The organism is Enterobacter cloacae complex sp. I2 (genome assembly GCF_014896205.1).
Classification (GTDB): domain Bacteria; phylum Pseudomonadota; class Gammaproteobacteria; order Enterobacterales; family Enterobacteriaceae; genus Enterobacter; species Enterobacter quasihormaechei.
In genome coordinates this window covers 19819-37417 of record NZ_JADBRA010000033.1, presented here as the reverse complement: position 1 = coordinate 37417, position 17599 = coordinate 19819, and the positions used below count along the sequence as shown (strand labels likewise).

Genomic DNA, 17599 nt, shown 5'->3' with positions numbered 1-17599 from the left:
CAGCAGTGCTTCCCTTCACAGATCCTACGCGTTCTTTCCCTCGGCAGGTTTATTAAGTTATAACAGCTTTTATCTAAAAAAACAGGAAAGAGAGTGATTAATTTCACGAAAATTTAACTTAATTTTTTAAATGTATTAATATTTAAATTTTAGTTAAGTCTCGTTAAACATTCTCCTGTACCATTTTTAATATATTCACCAAGTTTATATTTCTATCCTGCGGCATACGGTTTGATCGTTGAGACCCGCAACGGGCGCAGGTATAGTACTTACTCAGATGTAGCCGGAGGATTTCCATGAACCCTGACGACAAATCACTTTTCCTTGACGCCATGGAGGATGTCCAGCCGCTCAAACGCTGCACGGATATTCACTGGCAGCAGAGCCGCAACACGCGGGCGCGTCAGGAAATGGATACCGAGCAGCTGGATAACTTTCTGACGCTGGGGTTTCTTGAACTGCTACCCCTCGAAGAGCCGCTGATGTTCCAGCGGGAAGGGGTACAGCAGGGAGTATTTGATAAGCTGCGTTCCGGCAAATATTCCCGTCAGGCCAGCTTAACGCTGTTACGCCAGCCCGCGGAGCAATGCCGCCAGCAGGTATATTCCTTTATTCGCCAGGCCGGACGTGACGGGCTGCGCAACCTGATCATCGTGCACGGTAAAGGGCGTGAGCAGCAATCGCACCCTAACGTGGTGCGCAGCTATCTTGCGCGCTGGCTGACCGAGTTTGACGAAGTACAAGCCTTTTGCGAAGCGCAGCCGTATCACGGCGGCAGTGGAGCATGCTATGTCTCGTTGCGTAAGTCTGAGGAAGCGAAGCGAGATAACTGGGAGCGCCACGCCAAGCGTAGCCGCTAATCAGCCAGGCGGGCGACAGGCTCGCCCGCCCGTCACTCAGAAGGTTTCCCAGTTTGCGTCGGAGGAATTTGCGCCTGCCGTTGACGGGCGCAGCAGTGCGGGCGCTTTCACGTTTTCAGGACGGGATGCCGGAGAAGCCTGAGCATTCAGCCTGAAAGCCGCCACGGCCTGGCGCAGCTGTTCTGACTGATCTTCCAGCGCGGCCGCCGCCGTTGCCGATTCCTGTACCAGCGCGGCGTTTTGCTGCGTAACGCTGTCCATCTGCGAGACCGCCAGGCTGACCTGTTCAATACCGCGGCTCTGCTCGTCAGACGCCGATGAGATTTCCCCCATAATATCGGTCACGCGCGTCACGGCCGCGACGATCTCCTTCATGGTTGCACCCGCCTCGCTCACCTGTTCAGAGCCGGTATTTACCCGGCTGACGGAGCTCTCAATAAGCCCTTTGATCTCTTTCGCCGCCTGCGCGCTGCGGCTGGCCAGCGTCCGTACTTCACCTGCCACAACCGCAAAGCCGCGACCTTGTTCTCCGGCACGCGCGGCTTCAACCGCGGCGTTGAGCGCCAGAATGTTGGTCTGGAAGGCAATGCTATCGATAACGCCGGTGATGTGCGCAATTTGCTGAGAACTGTCGGCAATGTCATTCATGGTACGCACCACGTTATCCACGACCTGACCGCCGCGAGCGGCGGTTTCAGACGCATTTTTCGCCAGCAGCGTCGCCTGACGGGCATTATCCGAGTTCTGTTTGACGGTGGCCGTCAGCTCTTCCATGCTGGCGGCGGTCTCTTCCAGCGAGGCGGCCTGCTGCTCGGTGCGGGCGGAAAGGTCATTGCTCCCGGCGGCAATTTCCCCTGCGCCCGTGTAAATGGAATCCGTGCTGCCGCGCACGGCGCTGACGGTGCTCACCAGCGACTGCTGCATCTCGTGCAGGCCGGCGGCCAGCTGGCCCATTTCGTTGCGCCCGGAAATATCGACGTTTTGCGTCAGATCGCCGCTCGCGATGGTGCGAATATGGTTCATGATGGCGTTGAGTGGTCTCAATAGCAGGTGCTGTAAACCCTGCCAGATCACGACCAGCACGATGATAACGGTCAGGAAAATCGCCGCCAGCGTCCACTGCATCTGGGTAAAGCTACTCTGGTTCTCGTCGGCGGCGGCTTTCAGCAGAACGTTGTTTTCGGCGCGCCAGCGGGTATAGACCGCCTCCATCTCATCCTGCGCCTGCTGGGCGTCCAGGTCTCCATAGGCCTGATAGTTATCGGCGCGCAGATACGTAATGGACAAGCGCATCACCTCGTGCATGTGCTGCCAGGCCTTCTGCATCTCTTCGGTAAGGGCGGGATCCTGACCGTTAACCTGCGGGATCTCCTGCCAGTTCTTATAATAGCTTTCGGCTTTGGTCAGCGAACCGTTCGCGGTACCCAGCAGCGTGTTGATCGCCGCGAGAGAGGCCGGGTCACGCTGGTTTTTCAGGTAGCGGATCGCCACGCGGGTGACGGTGACGCGCGTTTTAATTAGCGTGTTAACGCTGTCGCTCAGGCTCTCCTGTTGGGCATTGAGCAACCCGGAGTTCTGAAAGTTGTGACGATCGTTGTTAACGGCAGAGTAGAACAACCCTCCCGTGACAACTTGCAGCAGACAGAATATGGTGAGGGCAAAGAGAATACCGGTAATCACGTGCAGATTTTTCAGCATAGCGGTCGTCCGTAAGAGAAGAGGCAGGGTTACATCAATACTATCGTCGTAGCGAATTTAAACTTTAATTTTACTATTGCTTAACTAATGGTTTCGTTGCGGAACCTGTTGTTAATCCGGATCATTTTTATGAGGAAGGTCAGCATGAGCAGCATTGATAAAAGTGGCACGTTCACGCTCGGAACGCGTACGGTTAAACGGTTTGGCTATGGTGCAATGCAGCTTGCCGGACCGGGGGTTTTTGGTCCGCCAAAAGACAAAAATGCCGCGCTGGCGGTGCTGCGTGAAGCGGTGGCGGCGGGCGTGAATCACATCGATACCAGCGATTTTTACGGCCCCCATGTAACCAACCAGCTTATCTGCGAGGCGCTTCATCCATACCGGGACGACCTCACGATTGTGACCAAGATCGGTGCCCGACGCGGTGAAGATGCCTCCTGGCTACCGGCGTTTTCCGCGCAGGAGCTGACGCAGGCGGTGCATGACAACCTGCGTAACCTGAAGCTAGATGTGCTGGACGTGGTTAACCTGCGGATCATGTTTAGTGCCCACGGGCCGGCGGAGGGATCGATTGCCGAGCCGCTAAGCACCCTCGCGGAGCTGCAACAGCAGGGGCTGGTTCGCCATATAGGGCTGAGCAACGTCACCGCTTCACAGGTTGCTGAGGCGCAGAAGATGGTTTCCGTGGTGTGTGTACAGAACATGTACAACGTGGTGAATCGTGGTGACGATGCACTGGTTGATTCGCTGGCGGAGCAGGGGATTGCCTGGGTGCCGTTCTTCCCGCTGGGGGGCTTCACGCCTCTGCAATCTTCCGGGCTAAAGGCGGTAGCGGATTCACTAGGTGCGACGCCGATGCAGGTGGCGCTGGCATGGCTACTGCAACGCTCGCCAAATATCCTCTTGATCCCGGGAACCTCTTCGGTGGCGCATCTGCATCAAAACCTGGCGGCAGCCGATCTGGTGTTACCGCCTGAGGCGCTGGAGACGTTAAATTCGCTGGTGAAGTAATCCCGACGGCAACGGAAGCCCGGAGGATCTTTCGGGCTTTTGTTGTTTACGATCCAGTCTGACTCTGTTGACGGTGAAGCGCTAACGCTTCCGCCACGATTTCCTGCTTACTTTTCCGTGTTTCATACGCAGTGATGCGGATGTACTCCATCAGCGCGGGATCGATGCGGGCGCTTAACATCCTGAGATCGGCCTCCTTTGCTAAACCGCGAGCGACACGCTTATCGGGATAATCACGGGCGGGCATAGAAAACGTCCTCCAAAAATTGTCTTGCTGATTTGTGCTGTAAAATATGCGCTAGTCTCAATGTAAAGTCAATGAATAGTGATCGTGTAGTGATTATGATTTGGGGTCGTTATGGTTGAAGTCTTAATGAAGTGTTCATGTAGTGCCTGCGTTATCCACGCTGTGAATCCGCATTTATGCAGAAAGTATCATTTACAGTTCTGTAAATGACTGAATGTTTAACACATCCATGAATAATTTCTGCCTGAAACTTAATTCAGGTTAATCTCTCTGCTTATTAATGGGTATTGCGTAATTGAATCTATTGTCTGAAGGCTCAGCTGTAAAAATCTGAGGTTATAAGAACGGCCTTGTCGGGAAATCCTGATATTCATCCTTTAAGCAACGCCTGGCTGGTCATATATTCCAGCGATAGCGAGGGAGTTAGCGATATTCACTTATTGCACCCGGCTAAACCCATGCAATTGCGCTGGTTTTCATTTCTTACCACATAATAGCTTTTGTCTACGTTCTCTTTTTAATTTATGCTTCGCATACGAACAATTAGCGTTGTGCAGGGTTTTAGCATCGTGGCAGTTAATAAAACCCTGCTTTATATAAAGAAATCAGGAGATTCATTTTTATGTCAGACAATAATCCCCGCCCGTTCGGCTGGTTAGGCCTGTGGTGCCTGCTGGTGGGTGTGGTACTTCTTGTGACGGGGCTGTTCTTTGCCATCGGCGGTTTTAAACTGGTTACCCTGGGAGGGAGTTGGTACTTTCTCATTGCCGGGGTTATCACGCTGCTCTCTGCAATCCAGTTCTTCCGCCGCAAGTCTTCCGCCGTGGGGCTGTTTGCCCTCGTGTTTCTTGGCACCCTGATTTGGGCATTTTATGATGCCGGACTCGACTTCTGGCCGCTGGTTTCCCGTTTGATGGTACCCGCCGGGCTGATGGTGCTGGCAGCAGCCAGCTGGCCTGCACTGCGCAAGCGTGAAGGAAAACCGTCCTCCACGAAAGGGGCGATGGGGGTCTGTGCAGTCCTTATTATCGGCATGGGCGTCACGTTTGTTCAGATGTTTCAACCCCATCCGACCGTGCCGTTTAGCGGCGACAAGCGCCCGCTGGTGCCGGTAAAAGACGAGGCGAAACAGCAGAACTGGGATCACTACGGTAATACGGCTGGTGGCAGTCGCTTTGTGGCGCTGGACCAGATCACCCGTGACAACGTGAAAGATCTCAAACCGGTCTGGACCTACCATACCGGTGACATTCCGCTAAGCCCGGATGGCAATGGCGCAGAAGATCAGCAAACGCCGCTACAGGTAGGCGATCGTGTCTTCCTGTGTACGCCGCATAACAACGTGATCGCCGTGGATGCCGACAGCGGTAAAGAGATCTGGAAAGCGGAAATCAACGCCAAGTCTGCCATCTGGATGCGCTGCCGTGGTCTGGCGTACTTCGATGCCACCAAACCGCTGGTGCAGCCAACGGTAGCCGGCTCCACGCCGGTTCTGCCTGCGCAGGTCGCACCGGGCGCAGCATGCCAGCGTCGTATTCTGATGAATACCATTGACGGTAAGCTGATCGCGTTAGACGCCGATAACGGCAAATTCTGTCCGGACTTCGGCACTAACGGCAGCGTTAACCTGCATGAAGGGATGGGCGATGTGTCAGATCCCACCTACGTGTTGACGTCGGCCCCAACCCTGGCGGGCACCACGGTCGTGGTGGGCGGGCGCGTTGCGGATAACGTAAGCACCGATATGCCGGGCGGCGTGCTGCGCGGCTATGACGTGATCACCGGCCAGCTGCGCTGGGCATTCGATCCGCGTAATCCGGATCCGAACTATGTTCTGAAGCCGGGCGAACACTACAAACGTAGCTCCGCAAACTCCTGGGCCCCTATGTCCTGGGATGCGTCGATGAATACCGTGTTTATCCCGATGGGAAGTTCCTCTGTTGACCTGTGGGGCGCTGACCGTATTCCGGAAGACCACAAGTACGCCACCTCAATCCTGGCGCTGGATGCGACAACCGGGAAAGAGAAGTGGGTATACCAGACCGTGCATAACGACCTCTGGGATTTCGACATTCCGATGCAGCCGAGCCTGGTTGATTTCCCAACCAAAGAAGGCAACAAGCCAGCGGTCGTGGTGGGCACTAAGGCAGGGCAGATTTACGTTCTCGATCGCCTGACCGGTAAACCGCTCACCGAAGTGAAAGAGGTTCCGGTAAAACCAGCGGATATTCCGCGTGAGCAGTATCCCGCAACGCAGCCACGTTCCGTGGGCATGCCGCAGATTGGCGCGGAGACCCTGAAAGAGTCTGATATGTGGGGAGCGACGCCGTTTGACCAGCTGGCCTGTCGTATCAGCTTCAAATCAATGCGTTACGACGGTCTGTACACAATGCCGGGCACCGATATTTCCCTGAGTTTCCCGGGCTCGCTGGGAGGAATGAACTGGGGCAGTCTGTCCACGGATCCGAACAACCAGTACATTTTCGTCAACGACATGCGTCTGGGTCTGTGGGTTCAGCTGATTAAGCAAGATCCGCAAAGCGCGGTGGCAAACACCGGCGGTGAAGCCGTGAACGCCGGAATGGGCGCCGTTCCTATGAAAGGAACGCCATACTCGGTCAACAAAAACCGCTTCATGTCACCGCTGGGCATTCCGTGCCAGAAACCCCCGTTTGGCACCCTGTCCGCCATTGACCTGAAAACGCAGAAAATCGTCTGGCAGGTGCCGGTCGGTACCGTTCAGGATACCGGTCCGTTTGGGGTAAAAATGCGCATGCCAATGCCTGTCGGTATGCCGACGCTGGGCGGTACGCTCGCCACTCAGGGCGGTCTGGTCTTTATTGCCGGAACCCAGGATTACTACCTGCGTGCCTTTGATTCCTCTACGGGGGAAGAAGTGTGGAAAGCGCGTCTCCCGGTGGGTAGCCAGGGCGGGCCTATTAGCTATGTATCACCGAAAACCGGCAAACAGTACATTCTGATTTCTGCCGGCGGTGCACGCCAGTCGCCGGATCGTGGTGACTACGTGATTGCCTACGCGCTGGATAAGTAACAGCGAAATAAGCAGCCAGGCCCCGTCTTAGTACGGGGCTTTTTTTATGGTTAAAAATCACGCACACCGGGAAAGCGGCGGTTCCGGTCAGCCAGCGAAAAGCACCCGCCAGCGGCGGCGACGGCGAGTCATTTCGCGCCACAGCGCGATAATCTCATCATGTTGCAGGGCATCGATAGCCTGCGGGGTTAACACCGGCAAACCATAGCGCTGGCGCAGGGCGGCCACTGCCGTGGTGCTGGCATCCCTCGGTGACCGGATCTGCGTCGCCAGCTGCTGTCGCAATAGGCTGAACCCGGATTCATCGCACGGCGTCAGCTCGCGCAAAAATCGTTTACAGCAGCCCAGCAGATCCACGGGAGAACGGTCAGGCGACTGTAGCGCCAGCAGCAGGCCATCGCGATCGGCAATACGCTGATAACGACAGCTGACCACGTAGCCAATTTGCTGTTCCACGCGCAGGCGCTGGAAAAATTGCGGTTCGCAGCATAGCGCCAGCAGCCGCAGCGCGGCGAGCGAAGCGCCCGGTGGCAGCGGAATAAACACCAGCAGCGCCGAGTCCGCGCTGGCGTGCGGGATACGTTCGATCCCGCCGGGACAATCGCTAAACGGCGACCCCTTAGCGTTAACCGGCGCCCGGAGCAGGCCAAGCTGCCGGGCTAACCCGTGCGCGTGTTCGGCGCTGCCGCCAGCTAACGCCGCCAGCCAGCCGTCCCGGGGCGGTTCCGAGGCCAGCCGTTCAGGCAACTGCTTAAGCAGCTGACGGATCGCGATGCCTTCTGGCGCTGGCGTAACAGCCGGTGTGGAGCGGGAGAGGCGATCGGCAATCGCCCTGATGATGGGTTCCGCCGTCACCACTGCGTCAGGCAGCCGCAGGGTTAGCTGCCAGCTACCCTCCACCGTTTGCCACTCGCCGCTGCCGCCGATATGGCGCAGTTCAGCCAGAAGAGGGCGTAATTGTTTGCCTGCCGCCACACCCTGTGACTCGCTTACGCGCGAATAAAAAGGCCTGCGGAGGATCAGCGTCGGCGGTTGTGCCTGCGCCGGTAAATGCAGCAGCGGAACGGCTTGTGGCGTCAGGGCTGGGGCAGAATATTGGGTAGCCTGCGGGTAGAAGGAAAACGCGATGGGGCTTTCATCCGCAACCGGCTGGCGACGCCAGTGGCTAAGCGGCAGGGAAAAACCCTGGCTGGAAATTGTTTCGGCGGCGTCCATTTTTTTGCAGGCCAGATACGAGGTCGGCGCCGCCAGTAAGTCGGCACAGAAGACGGAAAAATCAACCGGCGCCGCGCCGGGCGCAAAACCGAACGCCCGCTGGCGAAGCTGGTCAAGGGTCGACAGGGCGCTAAAGCGCTGCTGTGCCAGACGATAATAATGCCGCTGTTGCTCTTGCGTCGTTTGCTGTAGGGCCCGCAGCCAGCGCGTGATATGCGAATCTATGGTCTCGGGCCGTTCGCCGTCAAGCGTTAGCGCCAGCCAGCCGTAATCGTCATCCTGATAAAGCCAGTCCAGCGATACCTCTTCTGCCAGCCCGCGCGCCCGCAGCCCGTCAATCAGGCTTCCGGGGGCCTCGTCCAGCAAGAATTCCCGAAGTAAGGTGACGTTGTCACATTTTCGGATTAACGGACAGCGCCACAGCGCGGGTCGCTCCGTCACTGCCAGCTGATAATCTGCTTCAGCGCTAAGGCGTAACGGGGGGGCGGCTTCAGGCACACAACCTGAAGCAAAACCTGTCGCAAACGTATGGGCAAGCTCGGCTAGCGCATCCAGCGTTTGCGGTCCCTGTAGCCACAATTGCAGGTGTCCGGCCACATAATAGCGGCGATGAAAGTCGCGCAACGCGGCGTGCAGCGATCCCGTGTCTTGCCCCAGAGATTCATGGCTACCCACCTGAAAACGGCGAAAAGCCCCCGGTTGTTCCATTGCGTGGCGCGCCGCGGCTTCGCGCCGGGCGGCATCATGCTGCTGGATGAGCCTGTTTTCCGCATCAATGACCGCCACTTCGCGCTGGATGTCCTGCCGGGAAAGCAGCGGCGCCTGCACCATATCCCGCAGTCGTGCGACGCCGTCGGACAGGTTATCGGCGGCAACGTCGAAGAAAAACGCGCTGTGGCGAGCCAGCGTGGTGGCGTTGACGCTGCCGCCCTGACGCTGGATCCAGGCCATGAGCCGATCGTCGTCCCGATAACGCTCGCTACCGCGAAACAGCAGGTGCTCAAGCAAATGCGCGAGGCCGGCGAAGCGTGGTGGCTCATGATGGCTTCCGGCGCTCACGCGCACCAGCGCCGCCGCGCGCGTCGCCTGCGGCTGATGAACCAGCGTTGCGCGTAAACCGCCCGCCAGCTCAACGATGCGGATGGTCATTGTCGCTACAGTTCCCGGGTTTTATAGATAAGCTGAGAGCGGGTTCGGTTGCGGAACTGAAGCTGGCCGATTTTCATATCGCTACAGGCTGCTTCGCGTCGCGCGTCCAGAATTTTATGATGATGCGGCGATTTGCTGCACACCGGATCGGCGTTATCAGCATTCCCGGTAAGCATAAAGGCCTGGCAGCGGCAGCCGCCGAAGTCTTTCTCTTTTTCATCGCAGGAGCGGCACGGCTCCGGCATCCAGTCAAACCCGCGATAGCGGTTGAAGCCGAAAGAGTCATACCAGATGGATTCCAGGCTCTGCTCAAGCACCGACGGGAATTCCACCGGCAGCTGGCGCGCGCTGTGGCAGGGCAGCGCCGTGCCTTCCGGGGTCACGCTGAGGAAAATCGATCCCCAGCCGCCCATACAACCTTTTGGCCGCTCTTCGTAATAATCGGGAGTGACGAACAGCAGGTTGGTCAGATTGCCGCTGGCGGCCATTTTTTGCCGGTAGTCAGCGACCACGCGTTCAGCGCGGGCGATCTGTTCCCGCGTCGGCAGAAGCCCCTGACGGTTGAGGAACGCCCAACCGTAGAACTGGCAGGTGGCAAGTTCTACGTCATCGGCGTCCAGTTCGATGCACAGTTCGATGATCTTATCGATCTGATCGATATTGTGCCGGTGCAGGACGAAATTCAGCACCATCGGGTAATCGCGCGCTTTAACCGCTTTGGCCATCGCCAGCTTCTGCTGGAAGGCTTTTTTATTACCCGCCAGCGCAGCGTTAAGCACTTCATCGCTGGCCTGGAAGCTAATCTGGATATGGTCCAGACCCGCCTCGCTGAACGCGTCGAGCTTGCTCTCCGTCAGGCCAATTCCCGAGGTGATCAGGTTGGTATAAAAACCGAGATCGCGGGCGGCGCGAATCAGCTCCGGCAGATCTTTACGCGTCAACGGTTCGCCGCCAGAAAAGCCTATCTGCACGCTGCCCATCGCCCGCGCCTGGCGGAAAACGTCGATCCACTGTTCGGTGGTGAGCTCCTGGTCCTGCCGGGCGAAGTCCAGCGGGTTAGAGCAGTAAGGACACTGTAGCGGACAGCGATAGGTCAGCTCCGCCAGCAGCCACAGCGGTGGATTGACGGCGGGTTTATTCTGGCTCACGGAAAATAATCCACTTCTGTTGATAAGCGATTTGCAGGAATTCAACGACGTCGTCATCCACGCCGCCGGCTTCCGGGAAGCGTTCGTTGAGTACGGCAATAATGGCTGCCGCATCGCGTTGGCCATCGACCAGTTCGAGGATGGCGGCCGCGGTGTCATTGAGTTTAGCCATGCCTTCCGGATAGAGGATCACATGGCTGTCCTGCGCGGCTTCCCATTGCAGGCGATAGCCGCGACGAAAGGCGACAATTGAGTTCTTTTGCATGCTTATACCAGTCGGGTTGTGTGCCAGGCCGCTTTGTCGGTGACCGAGTGATAAGGCGGACGCTGTAGCGCGTAGGCCATGGTCATCGCGTCGAGCATTGACCACAGGATATCGAGTTTAAACTGAAGGATCTCCAGCATCCTGTTCTGCTTTTCCGCGCTGTCACAGTAACTCTTCGCCAGCTCCAGACCGTGTTCAACGTCGCGGCTGGCCTGGCTGAGGCGGCTGCGGAAATAAAAATAGCCTTCCTCTTTGATCCACGGATAGTGCTGTGGCCAGCTGTCGAGACGCGACTGATGAATTTGCGGGGCAAACAGCTCGGTTAGCGAGCTGCATGCCGCCTCCTGCCAGTTGGCGCGGCGGGCGAAGTTAACGTAAGCGTCGACGGCGAAACGGACGCCGGGCAGCACGTGGCGTTCGCTGATTAAGTCGTCGCGGCTAAGCCCCACTGCCTCGCCCAGCTGGAGCCAGGCTTCAATACCGCCGTCATGACCGTTGCTGCCATCGTGATCGAGGATGCGCTGCACCCATTTGCGACGCGTGTGCGGATCCGGGCAGTTCGCCATAATTGCCGCGTCCTTCAGCGGGATCGTCGTCTGATAGTAAAAACGGTTCGCCACCCAGCCCTGGATTTGCTCGCGGCTGGCCTCGCCGTTATGCATCGCAATATGGTACGGATGGTGAATATGATAATAGGCGCCTTTCGCCCGAAGGGCGTGTTCAAACTCTTGCGGCGAGAGCGTTTCGCGAATGTGCATAGTTAGTCCTGAAGCGTGATGGTCATCCCGTCCCAGCTCACTTCTATTCCCTGCTGCGTGAGGGCGTGACGCTGCGGCGATTGCTCGTTTAGGATCGGGTTAGTGTTATTAATGTGAATCAGAATCTTGCGCTTTGCCGGCAGTGAGGCCAGCAGCGCCATCATGCCGTGTTCGTCGCCGAGCGCCAGATGGCCCATGTCGCGGCCGGTATTGCGCCCGACGCCGGCGGCCTGAAGCTCATCGTCCTGCCAGACGGTGCCGTCAATCAGCAGACAGTCCGCTTTTTTAAGCCACGGCAGAATGGCGTCATCGGGTTCACCGAGACCCGGCGCGTAGAACAGCGTCTGACCGTTGCGGCGGTTTTCGATAAACAGCGCCACGTTATGTCCCGGCAGCGGGCGGTCGCGCCACGGCGAATAGGGCGGTGCGTTACTGGCGATGGGGACAGCGGTAAACTGCAAATCAGGGCAGGCTTCCACGCTAAAGGCGGTGAGCGGGGCAATCGGATGATGAATCAGGCCGCCGTTCCAGTGCCGTAGCATGGTAAAAATCGGGAAACCGCTGGTAAGATCTTCATGCACCTCGGGCGTGCACCATACCTGATGCGGGCAGCCCTCGCGCAGGCTGAGCAGCCCGGTGGTGTGGTCAATCTGGCTGTCGGTGAGAATAATGCCGCCAATATGCGTGCCGCGCAGAACCTCTTTCTTGTTCAGTTCTGGCGTGTGGGCAATCTGCTGGCTGATATCGGGCGAGGCGTTACACAGCACCCACTCTTTGCCGTTATCGCTGACGATGATCGACGATTGGGTGCGAGGGGTCGCCTGAAGAGTACCGTTGCGCAAACCCTGACAGTTGGCACAGTTACAGTTCCACTGTGGGAAACCGCCGCCGGCGGCGGAACCGAGGACTTTAATAAACATGAAGATAGGCCAGGTAGTAAAACGAAAATGCCCGCACGGATGGCGGGCTGAGTGATTAGCGGTTGGAAATGTACAGCGTCACTTCCAGGCCAAGACGTAAATCAATAAAAGCAGGTTTCTTCCACATCGTTTTTTCCTCTTTAAAAATACAGCACTAACGCCATCGTTTGTGCCAGTTTTGTGATGGTCATCAAATAATGCGCTACAGGGGGGCAAAGCTCAACCCAAAATATGTAAGGAATTAACGTAATGTTTACAACGCAACCTATTGTTGCCAAACATTTTGCAATACCTTTCGCCAGTTGCCCCACAGCAGTTTATTCAGCACAAATTGATCATAGCCGCTATCGCGCAACGCGCCGATCAGCCGCGGTAAACCACTCACATCGTGCAACTCATCCGGCAACGTAATGCCGTCAAAATCGGAGCCGAGCGCGACGTGATCGTCACCCATGATGTTAATAAGATAGTCGATATGGCGAACGATTGTGCTCAGCGGAGTATCGCTATCGCGTTTACCGTCGGCGCGCAGAAAGGCATTGCCGAAATTAACGCCCACCACGCCGCCGCTGTCGCGGATAGCCAGCAGCTGCCGATCGGTCAGATTGCGCGGTTGCGGGCACAGCGCATGGGCGTTGGAATGGGTGGCGACCAGCGGTGAAGAGGAATGACGAGCGGTATCCCAGAACGCCTTTTCATTCATATGCGAGACGTCAATCACCATGTTCAGGGCGTTAGCCTGCCTGACGAGGGCGATCCCCTCCGCGGTGAGTCCAGGGCCGCTGTCCGGGCTGCCGGGAAATGCTCCGTTAACGCCGGTGCCGAAACGGTTAGCAATGTTCCAGAAAGGCCCAATGCTGCGCACGCCGGCGGCATAAAAGGCCCGTAGATCGTCTCCCTCGCCGTCAAAACCGCCCGCGCCCTCAATATGCGCCACCATTGCCAGCACCTTATCCTGACGGCAGCGTTCGATATCCGCCGCGCTCAGGCACAACCGCGCCCTGTCTGCGGAGTGTGCGATAAGCTGCTTAAGGATTGTCAACTGCTGCCAGAGAATGTCGATCGGCTCCCACGGCTCGCTGGCGTATTGCGGCGCCATGCGGGCGATATACGCCTGCGGCGGCACGAACAGCGCGAACAGCCCGCCGGAAAATCCGCCTTGCTGCATGCGGGGATAATCGAGGTGTCCGTTCTCAATACCGGAAAAGAAAGCCGTTACCGGATCCTGGCGATGGTGAAGCCATAAGTTAAGCAACAGGTCATTGTGACCATCAAAAATCGCCATAGCGCATCCCACTGTCTTGTATTGCCGAAAAAGTTGCCTGGCACGATAACCGATTTGTCCCGTCCGGCAAGGGGAAATTTACAACTTAGCAGCAATTGTTAATCTCACTTAACAGTAAGGCGATCGGCACATCGTCTTGTTGCCGATGGGCGGTAAAGCCATTGATATTATTTCTTCTTGTTCATCATCGCTTTGAGATCGGCAAAAGGGTTAAACGTGGCGACACCCACGTCTTTTTGCGCATCCTCACCCGCGACAACGGTGGTGCCATACTGGTCCGCTTCAGTGTACTTTGAGTGTTCGTGGTCGTGGCAAAACAGACATAACAGCTCCCAGTTACTGCCGTCTTCCGGGTTATTAGTGTGATCGTGGTCGATATGGTGAACCGTAAGTTCACGAAGATTCGAATAAACAAACTCTCGCGAGCAGCGCCCACAGACCCACGGGTAAATTTTTAGCGCTTTTTCACGGTAGCCGCTTTCCAGCCGTGCGTAGTTTTTGGGGATCAGAGCCATTGCTGTTGTTACCTGTTAAAAAAGAATAGTTCACACTATATCCCATTATGAGATGGCAGGAGAATGCCTCCTCGGCAGGAGGGATGCCTGTGGTCTGCGTTTTCTGTCAGTTTATTTGAAGCATTCCGTTAAATAATCCCCATTTATTCTCATCCGCGAATGCGTAGAGTAGGGATCACGCAATGCTTCATCAGGATACTCCACTATGAAAAAGATTGGATTTTTGTCGTTTGGTCACTGGACGCCGTCTTCCCAGTCCGGCACGCAGACCGCGGCTGACGCGCTGCTACAGTCCATCGATCTGGCGGTCGCCGCTGAAGAGCTGGGCGCGGACGGCGCTTATTTCCGCGTGCACCATTTTGCCCGCCAGCTCAGTTCGCCATTCCCCTTGCTGGCTGCGATAGGCGCGAAAACCAAACGCATCGAAATCGGTACGGGCGTGATCGACATGCGGTACGAGAATCCGCTGTATATGGCGGAAGATGCTGGCGCGGCAGATCTCATCTCCGGCGGGCGATTACAGCTGGGTATCAGCCGGGGCTCCCCGGAGCAGGTGATTGATGGCTGGCGTTATTTTGGTTACGTGCCGCAGGAAGGGGAAAACGAATCTGATATGGCGCGCCGCCACACCGAGGTACTGCTTGATGTATTACGCGGTGAAGGGTTTGCGAAGCCTAACCCACAGCCGATGTTCCCCAATCCGCCGGGATTGTTGCGTCTGGAGCCGCATTCAGAAGGCTTACGCGATCGTATTTGGTGGGGGGCTGGCTCCAATGCAACGGCAGTATGGGCGGCAAAACTGGGGATGAACCTGCAAAGCTCAACGCTAAAAGACGATGAAACCGGCGAGCCGTTTCATATTCAGCAGGCAAAACAGATCCGTGCCTACCGACAGGCCTGGGCAGAGGCTGGGCATACTCGTCAGCCGCGCGTTTCGGTCAGCCGCAGTATTTTTGCCCTGATGGACGATCGCGACCGGATGTATTTCGGTTCAGGCCGCAACGAGAGCGACAGCGTTGGCTATCTGGATGAGAAAACGCGGGCAATTTTCGGACGCAGTTACGCCGCAGAGCCAGACAAGCTGATTGAACAGCTGAAAAAGGATGAAGCCATCGCTGAAGCGGATACGCTATTGCTTACCGTGCCGAATCAGCTGGGCGTGGCATACAACGCGCATGTCATCGAGTCCATACTGAAACATGTCGCACCGGAAATGGGATGGCGCGATCGTAATGCTTAATCTGGCCCTCTGGTATCGCCGGTTTGGTGAGCCTGAATCGGTACTGCAACCGGAAACCGCGCCCTTGCCGCCGCGCCAGCCGGGAGAGATACGTGTGCGCATGCTTTTTTCGCCGGTGAACGCCTCCGATCTTATCCCCATAACCGGAGCGTATCGCCATCGCACGCCGCTACCTGCGATAGCCGGTTATGAAGGGGTCGGAATAGTAACCGAAACGCCCGCCGCTTACCCGACGCTGCTGGGCAAGCGGGTGCTGCCGTTACGGGGGAAGGGGACGTGGCAGCGTTATGTCGATTGCCCGGCAGGGTACGCGGTTCCTGTCCCGGACGACGTCGACTCGCTGCTTGCCGCGCGGGCGTATATCAACCCGCTTGCCGCACAGATGATGCTGGACCGCTATCCTCCGACCGGAAAAACGGTGCTGCTCACCGCTGCCGGTTCTGACTGCGCCGTTCTGCTCGGGCAATGGGCTCGTCAGGCGGGTGCAGAGGCGGTTTATGGGATCCACCGCTCGCCCGTGCACGCTCAACGTTTGGCCGAATTAGGGATCGTCCCCATTGCGCAACAGGATATGGCCGCAGTCAACGCTGCCGCCGCGCGCGCAGACGTGGTGTACGACGCCACGGGCGGCAGACTGGCGGAAACGATCCTGAGCGTGATGCCTGAAAGCGGCACGTTTGTCTGCTACGGGCTGCTCTCCGGTCAGACATTCCGGCAGCAGCGGGCGTTGCCGCGCGTGGCGTGGTTTCACATTCGTAACTACCTGGACGCGCTCAGCGCGGAGGCGTGGCAGGCGGAGTTTCAGCGCATCTGGCCGAAACTGCGGGACAGCCAGTGCAGCGATGTCACCCTTTACCCTCTGTCGGAATGGCAGCGGGCATTGGGCAACTATCGCGAAGCGGGTAGAACGCGCAAGCCCGTGCTGTCGATGGAGAATTAATCGGCCTTATGGCTCATGTCGCTCAGCAGTACAGCGATACTTTGTCCACCGGCGGTCTGCTCCAGGCCAATTTTCACAATAATCGTCAGCGGAACGGAGAGCAGCATGCCGACAGGCCCAAGCAGCCAGCCCCAGAAGATCAGGGACAGGAACACAACGAGGGTTGAAAGCCCCAGCCCACGCCCCATGATGCGTGGCTCAAGAATGTTCCCGAAGACAAGGTTAATCACCAGATAGCCTGCCAGCAGAATCAGCGCATCATACAAACCGCTGAAAACCAGCACCTGAAGGATAGGGGGGATCGCCGCCAGCACGGAGCCGATGTTAGGAATGTAGTTAAGGGCAAAGGCCAGCAGCCCCCAGACAAAGGCGAAACGCACGTCCAGCGCGGCGAGCATCCCCCAGACCACGAATCCCGTCACCAGACTGATGGCCGTTTTCAGCACCAGATAGCGTGAAACGCTGTCGAGCGCGCGCTGAATGGCGCCCATTCCTTCCACCGGACGCACCATAATGTGCTGTAGCTTTGCAGGCAGTTGAGGGACTTCCAGCAGCATAAACACGACCGTCAGGAACAGCAGGAAAATGGAGGTCATGGCGTTGGAAAGCTGTGCCAGCAGGCTGGTGACAATCGTCATGGCAGCATTCGGATCGATGTATTTAAGCAACTCGTCAACCGAGACTTCAATGCCGGCGCGTTGCAGCCAGGGTTCAATTTGCAGCAGCGGGGTCGCCAGGGAAGAACGGTATGTCGGTAGGGTTCGCGCCAGCTCGTTCAGGGATGTTCCCAGATAGGCAACTAACAGCACCATCGCAACGATGATAATACTGATAAGCAGGCTGATCGCCAGCACGCGCGGTATGCGCATCCGCACCATCCGCTGCACCAGAGGGTTGAGGATCACCGCGATAAAAAGCGCCAGGATAAAGGGCACGATGATATCGGCCGCAAAACGAACGCCGGTCAAAATGATCACCAGCATGCCCAGCATGATGACTATCTTAAGCCCGTTGAGGGTGATAATGGGTTTGGCCATGAACGTTCCTGAAAAGTTTTTTATTTATAATAGAGGGGAAAGCGGATTAAAAAAACTAACCAAAATCAAACAGACTGGGTAAAGAAATGAAAAGGCTTTGAGTAAATTCCTGGCTTATGATACAAATCAGGCGTGTTCAACTACTGAGGACAATTTTCATCCGCAAAGACGAGAAGCAACACCGCGGATAATTGTAATTTTATGGACAATTTGTTCAGGACGTATTTTTCAAACAACACTGCTCTGTTTTCAACCTCCC

16 protein-coding genes are annotated in these 17599 nt (G+C 56.8%); 5 read left to right on the top strand and 11 right to left on the bottom strand.

Annotated elements, in window-relative coordinates; all coding sequences use genetic code 11:
- Positions 1 to 296: 296 nt before the first annotated feature.
- A complete protein-coding gene (gene smrA / locus IM300_RS21640) occupies positions 297 to 860 on the top strand; it encodes a DNA endonuclease SmrA (protein WP_063866853.1) in 564 nt (187 codons plus the stop codon).
- 36 nt (positions 861 to 896) lie between these two features.
- Here smrA and IM300_RS21635 read toward each other — a convergent pair whose 3' ends face one another.
- Positions 897 to 2558 (bottom strand): methyl-accepting chemotaxis protein, encoded by a 1662-nt coding sequence (locus IM300_RS21635; RefSeq protein WP_193038297.1) that lies wholly within the window; start codon positions 2556 to 2558, stop codon positions 897 to 899.
- Positions 2559 to 2702: 144 nt separating this feature from the next.
- On the opposite strand from IM300_RS21635, the gene IM300_RS21630 reads away from it, so the two are divergent.
- Positions 2703 to 3569, top strand: a complete 867-nt coding sequence (locus IM300_RS21630) for an aldo/keto reductase family oxidoreductase (RefSeq protein WP_193038296.1) — start codon at positions 2703 to 2705, stop codon at positions 3567 to 3569.
- Between the two features lie 46 nt (positions 3570 to 3615).
- On the opposite strand, the gene IM300_RS21625 is transcribed toward IM300_RS21630, so the two are convergent.
- Positions 3616 to 3816, bottom strand: coding sequence for a hypothetical protein (locus tag IM300_RS21625; protein WP_102751249.1), 201 nt, complete (start codon positions 3814 to 3816; stop codon positions 3616 to 3618).
- Positions 3817 to 4438: 622 nt separating this feature from the next.
- On the opposite strand from IM300_RS21625, the gene IM300_RS21620 reads away from it, so the two are divergent.
- Positions 4439 to 6868, top strand: a complete 2430-nt coding sequence (locus IM300_RS21620) for a glucose/quinate/shikimate family membrane-bound PQQ-dependent dehydrogenase (RefSeq protein ID WP_063866850.1) — start codon at positions 4439 to 4441, stop codon at positions 6866 to 6868.
- Positions 6869 to 6955: 87 nt separating this feature from the next.
- Here the strand turns inward: IM300_RS21620 and pqqF are convergent, their stop codons facing one another.
- The 8 genes from pqqF to yajD form a co-directional block, all read right to left on the bottom strand.
- Positions 6956 to 9232 (bottom strand): pyrroloquinoline quinone biosynthesis protein PqqF, encoded by a 2277-nt coding sequence (gene pqqF, locus IM300_RS21615; protein ID WP_193038295.1) that lies wholly within the window; start codon positions 9230 to 9232, stop codon positions 6956 to 6958.
- Between the two features lie 5 nt (positions 9233 to 9237).
- Positions 9238 to 10380: a pyrroloquinoline quinone biosynthesis protein PqqE gene (gene pqqE, locus IM300_RS21610; protein ID WP_063866848.1), complete on the bottom strand. Its 1143-nt coding sequence runs from the start codon at positions 10378 to 10380 to the stop codon at positions 9238 to 9240.
- Entirely contained in the window at positions 10367 to 10645 is a 279-nt protein-coding gene (pqqD, locus tag IM300_RS21605; protein ID WP_063451496.1) for a pyrroloquinoline quinone biosynthesis peptide chaperone PqqD, read from the bottom strand. The genes pqqE and pqqD overlap by 14 nt, the downstream gene beginning before the upstream one ends.
- Before the next feature lie 2 nt (positions 10646 to 10647).
- Positions 10648 to 11403, bottom strand: coding sequence for a pyrroloquinoline-quinone synthase PqqC (gene pqqC, locus IM300_RS21600; RefSeq protein ID WP_193038294.1), 756 nt, complete (start codon positions 11401 to 11403; stop codon positions 10648 to 10650).
- A 2-nt stretch (positions 11404 to 11405) separates the two neighbouring features.
- A complete protein-coding gene (pqqB, locus tag IM300_RS21595) occupies positions 11406 to 12323 on the bottom strand; it encodes a pyrroloquinoline quinone biosynthesis protein PqqB (RefSeq protein ID WP_063451494.1) in 918 nt (305 codons plus the stop codon).
- A gap of 55 nt (positions 12324 to 12378) precedes the next feature.
- On the bottom strand, positions 12379 to 12450 hold the full coding sequence (pqqA, locus tag IM300_RS21590; protein WP_002905689.1) for a pyrroloquinoline quinone precursor peptide PqqA: 72 nt from the start codon (positions 12448 to 12450) through the stop codon (positions 12379 to 12381).
- A 138-nt stretch (positions 12451 to 12588) separates the two neighbouring features.
- Positions 12589 to 13608 (bottom strand): dipeptidase, encoded by a 1020-nt coding sequence (locus IM300_RS21585; protein ID WP_193038293.1) that lies wholly within the window; start codon positions 13606 to 13608, stop codon positions 12589 to 12591.
- A gap of 167 nt (positions 13609 to 13775) precedes the next feature.
- Entirely contained in the window at positions 13776 to 14123 is a 348-nt protein-coding gene (yajD, locus tag IM300_RS21580) for an HNH nuclease YajD (RefSeq protein WP_006808895.1), read from the bottom strand.
- A 205-nt stretch (positions 14124 to 14328) separates the two neighbouring features.
- Here yajD and IM300_RS21575 point away from each other — a divergent pair, with 205 nt between their 5' ends.
- Complete coding sequence (locus tag IM300_RS21575) at positions 14329 to 15363, top strand: LLM class flavin-dependent oxidoreductase (protein ID WP_063451489.1); 1035 nt, start codon at positions 14329 to 14331, stop codon at positions 15361 to 15363.
- Entirely contained in the window at positions 15356 to 16303 is a 948-nt protein-coding gene (locus tag IM300_RS21570) for a zinc-dependent alcohol dehydrogenase family protein (protein WP_193038292.1), read from the top strand. The genes IM300_RS21575 and IM300_RS21570 overlap by 8 nt, the downstream gene beginning before the upstream one ends.
- Here the strand turns inward: IM300_RS21570 and IM300_RS21565 are convergent.
- Positions 16300 to 17340, bottom strand: a complete 1041-nt coding sequence (locus tag IM300_RS21565; protein ID WP_193038291.1) for an AI-2E family transporter — start codon at positions 17338 to 17340, stop codon at positions 16300 to 16302. The two genes, IM300_RS21570 and IM300_RS21565, sit on opposite strands and share 4 nt — an antisense overlap.
- Positions 17341 to 17599 lie beyond the last annotated feature (259 nt).